Origin of the sequence: Haliea salexigens DSM 19537 (genome assembly GCF_000423125.1) — a bacterium.
In the GTDB taxonomy this organism is placed as follows: Bacteria; Pseudomonadota; Gammaproteobacteria; order Pseudomonadales; family Halieaceae; genus Haliea; species Haliea salexigens.
This window is the reverse complement of the sequence record NZ_KE383979.1, coordinates 24,317-38,109: the sequence shown is the minus strand read 5'-3', so window position 1 is coordinate 38,109 and position 13,793 is coordinate 24,317. Positions and strand designations below refer to the sequence as shown.

The following is a 13,793-nucleotide window of genomic DNA, read 5'->3' as shown; positions in this document are numbered from 1 at the left end:
GTCAGGCACCTCCCGTGTTTGTGGTGGGCTTGTTCATGGCGGGCTGCATTGATGCGAGCGGGGTCGTACCCGCGGCACGCTGAGGCGCTCCGGTTTGCGGCCCCTGCCCATCGGGCGTCTCACCCATCATGCGGATGATGTAATAGGTACCGGCGCCAAACAGGGCGAAGTAGACCACGATGAAGGCGATCAGCGACGCCGCCACAGCCGGTGCGTCAACAGGTGCCAGCGAGTCACTGGTGCGCAGCAGACCATAGACAGTGAAGGGCTGGCGGCCGACTTCAGTCACAATCCAGCCAGCGAGCACCGCGACAAACCCGGAGGGCCCCATCCAGACTGCCGCACGCTGTAGCCACGGCGTATCGTAGAGCCTGCCGCGCCAGCGCAGCCAGGCGGAGTAGACACCGATCAGCGCCATCAGGCTCCCAATCAAGAGCATGATCCGGAAAGACCAGAACACCAAGCCCACGGGAGGCCTGTCACTCGCAGGCACATCGGTCAGACCCGGGGTCTCGCCGTCGATATCGTGGGTAAGCACAAGCGCCGAGGCGTAGGGAATACCCAGTTCAAAGACGTTTTCCTCCGCCGCTGAATCGGGCCAGGCAAAGAGCAGGAACGGCGCGCCGGTTTGTCGCTCCCAGTGCCCTTCCATCGCGGCCACCTTTATCGGCTGATGCTCGAGTGTGTTGAGTCCGTGCAGGTCGCCGGCGAAAATCTGCAACGGTGCCACGAAAGTGGCCATCCACATGGCCATGGAGAACATCTTGCGCGCCTCGGGGTTCGCCCTGTTTCGCAGCAGGTGCCAAGCCCCGACACCGCCCACGACAAAGGACACCGTGAGGTAGGACGCCAGGGTCATGTGCACCAGGCGATACGGAAAGCTGGGGTTGAAGATGATAGCCAGCCAGTCAACGGGGACAAACTGGCCGAGCGCGTTCACAGCGTGGCCCGTCGGGGTTTGCATCCAGCTGTTGACCGACAGGATCCAGGTGGCAGAGAGCAGCGTGCCGACGGCAACCATGGTGGTGGCGAAAAAGTGCAGGCGCTTGCCAACCCGCTCCATGCCAAAAAGCATGATACCGAGGAAACCCGCCTCGAGGAAAAACGCGGTCAGCACCTCATAGGCCAGCAGCGGCCCGATCACCGGTCCCGCCCGGTCGGAGAACACACTCCAGTTGGTGCCAAACTGATAGGACATCACCAGGCCGGACACCACGCCCATGCCGAATGCGACGGCAAATATCTTCAACCAGTACTTGTACAGGTTGAGGTAAACCGGGTTGTCCGTTTTCAGCCACAAACCCTCAAGCACGAACAGGTAGCTCGCCAGGCCAATGGAGAAGGCAGGGAAAATAATGTGGAAGGATACGGTGAAGGCGAACTGGAGACGCGCCAGCATCGATGCGTCGAAAAACTCAAACACGGCAGGCCCCTTGCCTCGGCATTAAGTGATATCTAATATAGTATTTATAATTTCCATTACATAAGCAATACCTAATATTAAGTTTCAGGAGCAACGTCCATTCGCCTCACCGCCTACACAAACTACTCGCTGCGCATTCTCATGTACTGCGCCGCCCGTCCAGGCCAGCAGGTTCGTATCGCCGATATTGCCGCGGCGTTTGCTATTTCCCGCGCTCATCTGCTGAAATCCGCGCGACACCTCGGGCAGCTGGGTTACCTGTCGACCCTGCGTGGCAGGCACGGCGGCGTGCAACTGGGCATGGACCCGAAGCGCATATCGGTGGGCAAGGTGGTACGGGAGCTGGAAGACAGCGGCGATTTCGTGGAGTGTTTCAATCCCGCGACCAACAGCTGCCCGCTGGCCGGCGCCTGCAATCTGAGCGGGCTCTTCCGGCGCGGTGTGGAGGCCTTCTATCGGGAGCTGGATGACACTAGCCTCGCGGATATCGTGGGCGACGGCGCAATGCTGCGCGCCAGGCTGCCACTCCTGCAGTTGGCCTGAGTCCTTGCTTCGCCGCAGGCCCTGAATACTGATAGAATCACCCTCTTTTTTTGCACAGCAAGAACGGTCGCCCCCCTGCAAGCCGCCACCCGTTCTGTGCCCAAACCAGTCGAGTAAACCAGCACATGGACCCGCATTACCAGCCGAAGATTCTTGAACAGGCCGCCCAGGAGCACTGGCAGCAAGAGCAGAGCTTTGCCGTGAAGAAGGATGCAGGACGGGAGAAATTCTACTGCCTCGCGATGTTCCCCTACCCCAGCGGCAAGCTGCACATGGGCCATGTGCGCAACTACACCATCACCGATGTCATCTCCCGCTACCAGCGCATGCTGGGCAAGAATGTGCTGCACCCGATGGGGTGGGACGCCTTCGGCCTGCCGGCAGAGAACGCCGCAGTGCAGAACAATACCGCCCCGGCTGCCTGGACCTACAAGAACATCGCCTACATGAAAGGCCAGCTGCAAAGCCTGGGTTTCGGGTTCGACTGGTCTCGCGAGCTGGCCACCTGCCAGCCCGACTATTACCGCTGGGAGCAATGGTTCTTCACCCGCCTCTATGAAAAGGGGCTGGTGTACAAGAAAATGGCAACCGTCAACTGGGACCCGGTGGACCAGACGGTACTGGCCAACGAGCAAGTTATTGACGGGCGCGGCTGGCGTTCCGGGGCGCTCGTGGAGCGCCGTGAAATCCCCCAGTGGTTTATCCGCATCACCGCCTACGCCGAGGAATTGCTGGCAGACCTGGATCAGCTTCCGCACTGGCCGGAGCAGGTGCGCACCATGCAGCGCAACTGGATCGGCAAGAGCCGCGGGGTCGACCTGAGTTTCGACCTCGCCACACCGGTGGCGGGCACGGACCGCCTTGAGGTCTACACCACACGACCAGACACACTGTTTGGGGTCACCTACATGTGCCTGGCAGCAGAGCACCCGGTCTCACGCGCACTGGCGGCAGACAGTCCTGAACTGCAGGCGTTCATCGAAGCCTGCAAGACCCAGTCATCGGCAGAGGCCGATATGGCCACCATGGAAAAGCGCGGCCTGGACACCGGCCTGCGCGCCATCAACCCGCTCAGCGGCGAAGAAATCCCGGTATGGGTAGCCAACTACGTACTCATGGACTACGGCTCCGGCGCCATCATGGCGGTACCGGCGCACGACCAGCGGGACTGGGAGTTTGCCCGCAAATACGCACTGCCCATACGTCCGGTGATTGCCGCCGAGGACGGCGCGAACATCGACCTGTCCCAGGCTGCGGCGACGGTAAAGGGCACACTGATCAATTCAGCGGAATTTGATGGATTGACCTCGGAAGCGGCGTTTGCGGCCATCGCGGCGCGCCTGGAACAAGCCGGGCGCGGTCAGGTCACCACCAATTACCGGCTGCGCGACTGGGGTGTTTCGCGCCAGCGCTACTGGGGCGCCCCCATCCCGATGCTCAACCTGCCGCAAGGCGGTGAAATTCCGGTGCCGGCACATAAACTGCCCGTGCTGTTGCCCGAAGACGTGGTCATGGATGGCGTTATCTCGCCGATCAAGGCCGACCCGCAATGGCGCCAGGACGAGCTGGACGGGCAGTCCGTCGAACGCGAAACCGACACGTTTGACACGTTCATGGAATCCAGCTGGTACTACGCTCGCTATACCTGCCCCGACTTCGAGGAGGGTATGCTGGACCCCGAGCAGGCCAACTACTGGCTGCCAGTCGACCAGTATGTGGGCGGCATCGAACACGCCATCCTGCACCTGCTCTACGCGCGCTTCTTCCACAAGCTGATGCGTGATGAAGGCCTGGTCAGCTCCAGCGAGCCCTTCGAGCGCCTGCTCTGCCAGGGCATGGTGCTGGCGGAATCCTTCTACCGTGAAGGTCCGGGCGGCAGCCGCATCTGGGTGGCGCCGACCGACGTGGATGTCGAACGCGATGAGCGCGGCCGGGTGCTGCGCGCCGTGGAACGCCAAAGCGGTGATGAGGTCCTCTCCGGTGGTGTGACCAAGATGTCCAAGTCCAAGAACAACGGTATCGACCCGCATTCCGCCGTGGAAACCTTCGGCGCCGACACCGTGCGCCTGTTCACCATGTTCGCTGCACCGCCCGAGCAAACCCTGGAGTGGCACGATGCCGGTGTGGAGGGCGCCAGCCGCTTTCTGCGCAAGCTGTGGAAACAAGTGCATGCACACCTTGAAGCGGGTGAAAGCGCAGACCTGGCGTCAGCCACACTCCGCGATGCCGAGCGCCAGCTGCGGCGCAAGGCGCATGAGACCATTGCCAAGGTGAGCGACGACTACGGTCGTCGGCAAACCTTCAACACGGCGGTCGCCGCCATCATGGAACTGTGCAACGACATCGCCCGGCTCGACCAGTCGGAACCGGCCGCACGGGCGGTTGTACGCGAGGCGCTGCAGGCCGTGGTGCTGATGCTGAGCCCCATCGTGCCGCACATCTGCCACCACCTGTGGCCGCTGCTGGGTGGCAACGGCCCGCTGCTGGATGCGCCGTGGCCGCAAGTGGATGAAAGCGCCCTGGTGCGCGACAGCATCGACATGGCGGTGCAGGTGAACGGCAAGGTGCGGGCACAGATCGCCGTGGCCGCCGATGCGGATAAAGCCACGGTGGAAGCCACGGCCATGGCACAGGACAATGTGCAGCGGTTCCTGGACGGTGTGACGGTGCGCAAGGTGATTGTGGTGCCGGGGAAACTCGTTAACATAGTGGCCAACTGATGGCCTGGACGTCACCCATGTTGCGCACAACCCTGACCCTGCTACTGGCCCTGACGGTGAGCGCCTGCGGCTTTCAGCTGCGCGGCGCCACCAGTTCCACCGGCCTGCCCGCAGAATGGCGCCAGCTGCACCTGGAAACCGGCAGCCCGAACAGCGAGTTCACCCGCGAGCTGCGTTCACGCTTCTCGGCAAACGGCATCGAGTGGGTGGACCGTCCGCAGGCCGCCTATATTCTGCAGCTGGAGCCCGAGCGTTTCAGTCAGCGAAACCTCTCGCTCACCAGCGAGGCACGCGCGGCGGAATTCGAGTTGACCATGCAAACCCGGTTCACGGTGCGTGCGCCGGACGGCAGCATCGCCATGGAGCCATCGCAAGCCATGGTCACCAAGCAGATGGAGAACGACCCCAGTAACGTGGTGGGCAAAGCGGAAGAAATTCGCATCCTGCAGGGAGAGATGCGCGGCGAACTCGCGCAACAGATTCTGCGCCGGATCGGATTCCACGCCGCAGCCCAGTAATGCAGCTCAAGGCCGAGCAACTCGCCAAGCACCTGCAGGGCCAGTGCCTGTCCGTTTACCTGTTGAGCGGTGACGAACCACTGCTGGTGCAGGAGTGTGCCGATCTGGTACGCAGCGCGGCGCGTGCCGCTGGGTGCAGCGAACGTGAAGTGCTGGATACGGGCCCCAAAGACTTCAGCTGGGAATCCCTGTTACACAGCGCCGCCGAAATGTCGCTGTTCGGTGAGCGCAAGGTCATCGAACTGCGGTTACCAGACGGCAAGCCCGGTGCCGAGGGCAGCAAGGCGCTCTGTGCCTACCTGGAGCAGGCCAGCGGCGATGATGTTCTGCTGGTTATCAGCGGCAAAATCGATCGACAGTCCCAGAACAGCAAGTGGTACAAGGCACTGGAGAAATCCGGTGCCGTTGTCCAGGTCTGGCCCGTCGGGGCCCGCGAAATGCCCCGCTGGCTGCGCCAACGTCTGGGACAGGCAGGGCTGGATATCGATGACGACGCACTGGACCTGCTTGCCGAGCGTCTGGAAGGCAACCTGTATGCGGCGGTGCAGGAAGTCGAGAAGCTGAAATTGCTGGCCGACGGCAAACAGGTCACGCTCGCCACCGTCACCACTGCCGTGCTGGACAACGCGCGCTACAACCTGTTCACCATGGTGGACACCGCCTTGGCGGGCAACGCGGAAGCAACCCTGCGCATGGTGCACGGCCTGCGCGGTGAAGGCACGGATGCGGTGCCCTTGCTGTGGGGCGTAACGCGTGAAATACGCGCCCTGTACGCCCTGCAGCTGGAGCTTGAGGTGGGCCAGCCGCGCTCCGCCGTATTCAACAGCCACCGGGTGTGGAAGAGCCGCGAAGCCGCCGTGACAGCGGCCCTGCAACGCCACCCCAGCCGCGCACTGGGCGCGATGCTACAGGACGCGCTGGCCATTGATGGCTGTATCAAGGGCTTTGCCGATGGCGACCCCTGGGACCGGCTTGATCGCCTCCTGCTGGCGCTCGCCCGCTGAATTTTCCGCGCACGGCCGGCTAGCGTGCACCGCCATCGGCCTTGCGCCAGATCAATATGCACAGCCACCGCCTGTGCTTTGATAACCTTGTTCACTCAACACAATAATTGCGTGCAGCGAGATTGCCATGACAGAACGGTTTGCAACGGCTGAGGCCTGTGTCGATTACACCATCGCCAGGCTCGGGAAAACACTTCGACTCGGTGCCCCGCTGGGCCTGGGCAAACCGGTGCAGTTGATGAATGCCTTCTTTCGCCGCGCCGAGCAGGACCCGGAGATAGACCTGCACATCTACACGGCACTGTCGCTGGAGGTCCCCAAGCCGGCCAGCCACATCGAGGCCGAGCTGGCTGGACCGATCGTGGAACGGATTTTCGGCAATTACGAACCCCTGGCCTATATGGAGGCCCAGCGCAGCGGCAATCTGCCCGACAACATCCAGGTGAGCGAGCTGTACTTCAAAGCGGGCTCGATGAAGGGTATTCCCGCTGCACAACAACAATACATCTCCAGCAATTACACACATATTGCACGCGACATGATGGCCGCGGGAGTGAACGTGCTGCTGCAGCTGGTAGCTGCCCGGGAAACCGCCGACGGGCTTTCGCTGAGTCTGTCCTGCAACCCGGATGTTGCCCTGGATGTCATTCACACCAAACGCGCCGAACCGGGGGAAGATTTCCTCTGCTTCGCGCAAGTTCATGACGATCTGCCCTTCATGCGTAATGACGCGGAAGTCCCGGCCACGCTGTTCGATGGCCTGGTGGACAACCCGGCGTACCAGCGCACCCTGTTTGCGGTACCCAATGCGTCGGTGCCCACCGCAGACTACGCTACGGCCCTGCATGCCAGTAGCCTGGTGGTAGACGGCGGTACGCTGCAAATCGGTATCGGCTCGCTGGGCGATGCCGTGGCCCACGCCCTGATCCTGCGCCACCAGCAACCGGCCGCCTGGCGCGACGCGGTCGACAGGCTGACCCGCATCGACAGCGGCTGCGAGACCGACGAAGGCCCCTTTGAGCAGGGGCTGTATGTTTCCACCGAGATGTTCGTCAACGGCATGCTGCACCTGATGGAAGCCGGCGTGGTGAAGCGCCGGGTCTACGACCTGCTGGCCCTGCAACGGGGACTGAATGACGGGCTGATTACCGAGGCAGTGGACGAGCGCCTGCTGGATTACGTGCGCCAGTGTGCGCTGCTGCCGGCTCAACTCGATGCCGACAGCCTGGCAGCCCTGCAGTACTGGGGCATTCTGCCGGACACCCTGCGCCTGATCGACGGCGCGTTGTCGCTGGATGGCGCCACCCTGACTAACCACACGGATGATCCCGACACCCGGGCTGCACTGCTGCGGGCCAGTGAAGGCCGGCAATTGCGCCACGGCCGCGTGCTGCACGGCGGCTTCTTCCTCGGGCCGCGCGATTTCTACCAGAAACTGCGCGACCTGGACGACGACGGGCAGGAGCGCATCTGCATGACCAGCGTGCTGCGCACCAACCAGCTGCTGCTCGACTACCCGCTGTACTGTGCCCAGAGGCAGCACGCGCGCTTTATCAACACCGGGATGATGGTCAGCCTGAGCGGGGCGGTGACGTCTGACGCCCTGGAAGACGGCACCGTGATCAGTGGCGTGGGTGGACAATACAACTTCGTGGCCATGGCACACGACCTGCCCGGCGCGCGCTCGGTGCTCTGCATTCGCAGCACCCGAGGCAAGGGCAAGGCATTGCGCTCAAACGTTGTGACGCACTATGGCCACACCACCATACCGCGCCACCTGCGCGACATCATCGTCACCGAGTACGGTATCGCCGACCTGCGCGGTCAGACTGACGCCGAGGTGATACGGCGCCTGATCGCCATTGCCGACAGTCGCTTCCAGCAGGAACTGGCGGACTGGGCAATTAAGCACGGCAAACTGCCCGCCGACTATGAAATCCCCGCCGCGGCACGCAACAACACGCCCTATCGCGTTGCCAAGGCACTCAGCTCGCATATCGCCGGTGGCCGCCTGCCCGCTTACCCCTTTGGCACCGACCTGACGCCCGAGGAACTCACCCTGAGCGCCAGCCTGCGGCGCATCAAGGCACTCAGTGACGAGCCGGCGAGCTTCCTGCGCGAAATTCTGCGCGCGCTGCTGCACCGCGGTGACAAGGAAGCCGCGCGCCCGTGGCTGGAGCGCATCCATCTCATGCATCCCGATAGCAGTCGCGATTTCATCGTCCAACAGCTGTTGATGTTGGAGCTGGAGGAACACGGCCTGCTGAAAGTGCGGTAGTATCGACGCCAAACCATCGGAATAAGCGCTGGCGGAGCCGTTACGTGTTCGAAGTCGTCTGTATTTCCTTTGCCTTCTTTTTTGGCCTGGCAGTGCGTCAGGTAGGGCTGCCGCCACTGGTGGGCTTTCTCGCGGCGGGCTTTGCCATCAACCTGCTGGGGCCCAGCCTGGGCATGCCCGTGAAGAGCGGCGAAATTCTCAATCACGTGGCCCACCTGGGCGTGCTGATTCTGCTGTTCACCGTGGGCCTGAAGCTCAAACTGCGCCAGATTGCCCAGCCACAGGTTCTGGGCGGGGCGCTACTGCATTTCAGTATCAGCGTGGCGGTGTTCGCGCCGGGCCTGTACTACCTGCTGGACATTGGCTGGCAGACCGCGCTGCTACTGGCCATCGCGCTAGCCTTCTCCTCCACCGTCCTGGCGGCAAAACTGCTGGAATCGCGGCGGGAGCTGGCCGTATTCCACGGCCGCACGGCCATCGGCATTCTCATCGTGCAGGATATCATCGCACTCGTGGTGCTCGCGGTGTTCAGTGGCCAGAGCCCCAATATCTGGGCACTGGCGGTCCTCCTGCTGCCATTCATGCGCCCTTTCCTCTATTGGCTGCTGGATTTTGCCGGGCACGATGAGCTGCTGGTGCTCATGGGCATGCTGCTCGCGCTGGTGGTCGGCGGCATGGGCTTCACGGCCATGGGGCTCAGTTCCGAGATTGGCGCCCTGGTCATGGGCATACTGCTCTCCAACCATCGCCGCGCGCAGGAGCTCGCCGAATCACTCTGGGGCTTGCGGGAAGTGTTTCTGGTGGGTTTCTTCCTGCAAATCGGCATGTCCGGCCTGCCCGACCTCGACGCACTGCTGTTTGCACTGGGGGTTGGCGTATTGCTGCCGCTCAAGGGGCTTCTGTTCTTTCTGCTGCTCACCGCGTTCCGCCTGCGTGCGCGCACCTCGTTCCTCGCTGCAGTCAGCCTCACCGCCTACAGTGAATTTGGCCTGATTGTCGCCGGCATACTGCTGCCTGAATGGATCGTGCCGCTGGCCATTGCCGTGTCGGTGTCCTTCGTGATTGCCGCGCCGCTGAACCGCATGGCGCACCGCCTGTATGCCCGCCTGGAGCCACGCCTGCAGCGTTTTGAACGCATCACCATGCACCCCGATGAACAGCCCACCAGCCTGGGGGATGCCAATGTGTTGATTTTCGGTATGGGCCGTACCGGCACCGCCGCTTACGACCAGCTCCGCAAGCAGGGGCTGCAGCCAGCCGGGCTGGACGGTGACACCTACAAGGCGCGAGCGCACGCCGAGGCCGGCCGCAATGTCGTGTTCGCCGATGCCGAAGACAGCAACTTCTGGCGCGGAGTCGATATCAGCCGGATCAAGGCGGCGGTGCTGGCCATGGATGACATCGGCTCGAAAGTGGTGGCGGCACGCAGTTTGCGTGCCAAGGGCTTTACCGGCCCCATCATCTCCCACGCCCTGCACGAGGATCACGTGGAGCGCATTACCGAAGCCGGCGCAACCCATACCTACCTGACCATGTTCCAGGCGGGCATCGGCCTCGCCGACCGCACCGTCAATGTGCTGGAAGAAGCTCAGCCGGAGGCCACTTCACCTGTGGCGCCAGACACCCTGCCATAACGTGCCTCGATGGCCGCCGCGGGTTTGGCCTGTCGCCCTCCGCCTGGCGTCGGCACTGGCACATCGCAGCAACGTGTCGCCCAAGCAGGCAGGTTTACTGGGCACTCTGCAGCAGGGCATCAGATTCGCTTGCTTTCCCTCCGACAGCCAACTACTGTATATCCATACAGTTTGAAAATCTTCGGAGGCAAGCCATCATGAACGAAGCTCTGGAACAGGTTATTCTTCGCCGCGATACCTGGCGCGGGCGCAGCCGCCACTTTGGCGGGTTGCCGTTGCCGGCCAATAGCGACGCCCACGGCGGTGGCCTGAAAAGCGGTTACCGGGCGCTGGATGACGCGCTGCAACAAGGTGGCTGGCCAGACGCCACTGCCGTTGAAGTGCTCAGCGACAGCTCCGGCATGGGCGCCATGGGCCTGTTTCTTCCCGCCATGGAACGGCTCAGCGCACAGGGTCGCTGGCAGGCCTTTATTGCACCGCCCTGGACGCCTTATGCACCGCTGCTGGCTGCAAGGGGCATCGATACACAGCAGGTATTACTGGTGCACCCCCGCAGCCGCGAAGACCTGCTCTGGAGCATTGAGCAGGCCTTGCGCAGCAGCACCTGCAGCGCCGTCTTCAGCTGGCTGGGAAACGGCCAGTATCGCTACAGCGAACTGCGCAAACTGCAGCTGGCGGCGGCCGACAGCGACAGCCTGTGCGTACTGTTCCGTTCACAGCAGGCCGCCGCAGAGAGCTCACCGGTCGGCCTGCGCCTGCAAATGCGGGAATACCGCAAGGTTCACATTCTGAAACAGCGCGGTGGTCAGCAGCAGGTGGATGTCAACCTGTCCCCCAGCGATGAGCTGCCCCACCAGCCGCAGTTGTGGGAACTGCCTGTCTGGCCTGCCACCGTGGCGAGCAGCAGCGCAATGAGCGCCGGTTGAGCCAGGTCAATTGTTTCCCGGCAGGCTGGCCGCTAGCATAGGGCACTGTGCATGAGCCACTATACCGGTATCATTCGTGCCGGCCTTGCCACGGAGAACACACATGCAGGAATTCCCTCACCACTATCAGGTTGCCGCCACAGCGATGGCTGAAGGCACCGTATCACTGTCCGGCGAAGATATTCCGGCGCTGGCAACGGCACCCCCCAAAGAGTTTGGTGGGCCGGGCGGCAACTGGTCACCCGAAGCCCTGCTGGTAGGTGCCGTTACCGACTGCTTCATCTTCACCTTCCGCGCCATTGCCCGCGCCTCCAAGCTGGACTGGGTGGAGCTGCAGTGCAGCGCCGAGGGTACGCTGGATCGTATTGACCGCGTCACACGCTTTACCGACATTACCGTAACGGCAAAGCTCAGCGTGCCCGCAGGCACCGATACCGAGCGAGCGAAGCAGTTGCTGGAAAAAGCGGAGGCGAACTGCCTGGTCAGCAACTCACTGAACAGCAACATGCATTTGCACGCCAGCGTCGACACCGTCGCTTGAACACACATCGCGTCCGCTTTTACGTAACGCATAGCGAGTAGCGTGCTGTGGACCAATGGTTGAGCGACTACGGCGTCACCCTGGGCGTCGGCGCGTTGATCACGTTCATGATTTTTATCGTCTGGGACCTGGCGAAGCGCAGTAACGCCGGCAAATTTGGCACCATCATGCTCTATGTGGGCCTGGCGATGGGCATTTTCGGCTTCCTGATCAAGGTCATCATCACCTGGCTGCTGGAAAACGCCGGCGTCTGAACGACGCCGGCATTATCGACCTGGAATCAACCGTTGGTCGCCAGGGTATCGGCAACCAGCCGGTCTATATTCTGCTCCAGAATAGACAGGGGTACCGGGCCATGCCTGAGCACCTCGTCGTGAAAGGCACGCACATCAAACTGCTCACCCAGTGCCGCACGGGCCTCGTCACGCAGTTCCATAATGCGCAGCTTGCCAATCAGGTAGGCCGTGGCCTGCCCCGGCATCGCAATGTAGCGTTCAATCGCCTTGGTGGAGTCGTAACGTGAATTCGGCGTGTTCTCGACGAGATACTCAATCGCCTCTTCACGTGTCCAGCCCTTGCTGTGCAGACCGGTATCTACCACCAGGCGACAGGCGCGCCAAAGCTCCATGGCCAAACGGCCAAACTCGGCATAGGCATCCGAGTACATACCCATGTCGCTGGCCAGCTCTTCCGTGTACAGCGCCCAGCCTTCCGTGAAGGCCGTGAAGCTCGCATAGCGCTGGAATTCGGGCAGGCTTTCCAACTCCACTGACAGAGCCCGTTGCATGTGGTGACCCGGCACCCCCTCGTGATAGGCCAGAGCCTCCAGCTGATAGGTTGGCATACTGTTCATATCGTACAGGTTGGCGTAATAAATGCCGGGGCGCGAACCATCAGCCGGCGGGCCGTTATAAAAAGCCTTGCCCGCCGAACGCTCGCGGAACGCCTCCACCCGTTTTACCACCAGCTCAGCCTGCGGCAGCAAACCGAACTGCTCGGGCAGGCGCTTGGACATGGCATTGATCGCCGCTTCAGCCTCGGCCAGATACTGTGCGCGGCCTGCCTCCGTATTCGGGTAGTAGAATTGCGGATCATTGCGCATGAACTCGAAGAACTCGCGCAGGTCACCGTCAAACTCCACCTCCTGCATCACTTCGCGCATGGCGTCGTGGATGCGGTCCACTTCCTCCAACCCAATGGCATGTACCTGCTCGGCAGTCAGGTCAGTGGTGGTAAACCAGCGCAAACGTTCGGCATAAAAGGCTTCGCCGTTGTCGAACTTCCATACGCCATCGTCACCGGTGGCCAGCGCGGCCTGGGTTTCAACTGCCTCAATCAGGCGCTCGTAAGCCGGCTGCACAGACTCCAGCAGGGCCTCGCGCGCTTCGGCCAGCAGACGCGCGCGCTCTTCCGGTGTGATATCCAGTGCCTCAACTTTGCTGTTGAAGTCTGCCCACAGCGTGGAATCGCCCCCGTCTTCCGTGAAGGGCACGCCCTGAATCACGTTGCCTGCCGCCTCAATAATGGGCGGATACTGCCAGTCAGCGAGCAGCAGATTCTTCTCGGTACGGATGGCCATCTGCGCGATCACTTCATTGAACCAGCCGGTAATATTGTTCAGGCGGCCGATATAGGCCTCGGCATCAGCGAGGTCAGTCACACGGTGGATGTTCACCAGCCTGCTCGGCGCCTCGGTGTGGGGGCCTCGGTACTGGTCAATCACAAACTGGTGGTGACGGAAGCGGTCTGCATCGATGCGCCGCTCCAGGTCCAGTTTGTAGAGGTCGTAGGAGAGTTGCTCCGCCGGCGCCAGCGCTGCGCGGTCAAACTCATCCAACTGCTGCAAGCGGGCCTTGTTGATGGCCAGGGTTTCATCGAGGAAGGCTTCGGCTACCGGATCCCATTGGTCGTGGTTGGTCTTGATGCCACGATAGCTGGCGGTATAGGGCAGGCGTGCCATATCCACCGCATAGTTTTCCTCAAGGTAGGTGCGAAACGCCGCGGTTGTCGCTGCTTCAGGCACGGCATCCTGAACAGCGCCGACAACCTCGGCAGCTTCCGGTGCAGGCGTGGGCGCAGGCGTTTCATCACGCGAGCAGGCCACCAGCAACGTGGTAAGCGCCATGGGTAACACGGCGAGTTTGTAGTTCGGTAAAATCATTGCAACCTCAATAGCAGTAAAAAAGGGTCCCCGCTGCCCACCGGG

11 protein-coding genes are annotated in these 13,793 nt (G+C 62.1%); 9 read left to right on the top strand and 2 right to left on the bottom strand.

The window, feature by feature from the left end; all coding sequences use genetic code 11:
• Position 1 precedes the first annotated feature (1 nt).
• The gene (locus G533_RS0119645) at positions 2-1,423 is read right to left on the bottom strand and encodes a cytochrome ubiquinol oxidase subunit I (protein ID WP_027951351.1); all 1,422 of its coding nucleotides are present in this window, start codon (positions 1,421-1,423) and stop codon (positions 2-4) included.
• 99 nt (positions 1,424-1,522) lie between these two features.
• On the opposite strand from G533_RS0119645, the gene G533_RS0119640 reads away from it, so the two are divergent.
• The 9 genes from G533_RS0119640 (at position 1,523) to G533_RS0119600 (ending at position 11,841) form a co-directional block, all read left to right on the top strand.
• Entirely contained in the window at positions 1,523-1,966 is a 444-nt protein-coding gene (locus G533_RS0119640) for an Rrf2 family transcriptional regulator (protein WP_027951350.1), read from the top strand.
• 125 nt (positions 1,967-2,091) lie between these two features.
• Positions 2,092-4,686: a leucine--tRNA ligase gene (leuS, locus tag G533_RS0119635; RefSeq protein WP_027951349.1), complete on the top strand. Its 2,595-nt coding sequence runs from the start codon at positions 2,092-2,094 to the stop codon at positions 4,684-4,686.
• A 17-nt stretch (positions 4,687-4,703) separates the two neighbouring features.
• Positions 4,704-5,204, top strand: a complete 501-nt coding sequence (locus tag G533_RS0119630; protein ID WP_027951348.1) for an LPS-assembly lipoprotein LptE — start codon at positions 4,704-4,706, stop codon at positions 5,202-5,204.
• Positions 5,204-6,208 carry a DNA polymerase III subunit delta gene (gene holA, locus G533_RS0119625; protein ID WP_027951347.1) on the top strand — a complete coding sequence of 335 codons (1,005 nt, stop codon included), beginning with the start codon at positions 5,204-5,206 and terminating at the stop codon, positions 6,206-6,208. The genes G533_RS0119630 and holA overlap by 1 nt, the downstream gene beginning before the upstream one ends.
• Before the next feature lie 127 nt (positions 6,209-6,335).
• Positions 6,336-8,486, top strand: a complete 2,151-nt coding sequence (locus G533_RS0119620; RefSeq protein WP_027951346.1) for an acetyl-CoA hydrolase/transferase C-terminal domain-containing protein — start codon at positions 6,336-6,338, stop codon at positions 8,484-8,486.
• 44 nt (positions 8,487-8,530) lie between these two features.
• A complete protein-coding gene (locus G533_RS0119615) occupies positions 8,531-10,120 on the top strand; it encodes a cation:proton antiporter family protein (protein ID WP_027951345.1) in 1,590 nt (529 codons plus the stop codon).
• 197 nt (positions 10,121-10,317) lie between these two features.
• Positions 10,318-11,046, top strand: a complete 729-nt coding sequence (gene imuA / locus G533_RS23160) for a translesion DNA synthesis-associated protein ImuA (protein ID WP_035529413.1) — start codon at positions 10,318-10,320, stop codon at positions 11,044-11,046.
• A gap of 103 nt (positions 11,047-11,149) precedes the next feature.
• A complete protein-coding gene (locus tag G533_RS0119605; RefSeq protein WP_027951344.1) occupies positions 11,150-11,587 on the top strand; it encodes an OsmC family protein in 438 nt (145 codons plus the stop codon).
• A gap of 59 nt (positions 11,588-11,646) precedes the next feature.
• The gene (locus tag G533_RS0119600) at positions 11,647-11,841 is read left to right on the top strand and encodes a DUF2788 domain-containing protein (protein ID WP_240472474.1); all 195 of its coding nucleotides are present in this window, start codon (positions 11,647-11,649) and stop codon (positions 11,839-11,841) included.
• Positions 11,842-11,867: 26 nt separating this feature from the next.
• Here G533_RS0119600 and G533_RS0119595 read toward each other — a convergent pair whose 3' ends face one another.
• A complete protein-coding gene (locus G533_RS0119595; RefSeq protein WP_027951342.1) occupies positions 11,868-13,748 on the bottom strand; it encodes a DUF885 domain-containing protein in 1,881 nt (626 codons plus the stop codon).
• Positions 13,749-13,793 lie beyond the last annotated feature (45 nt).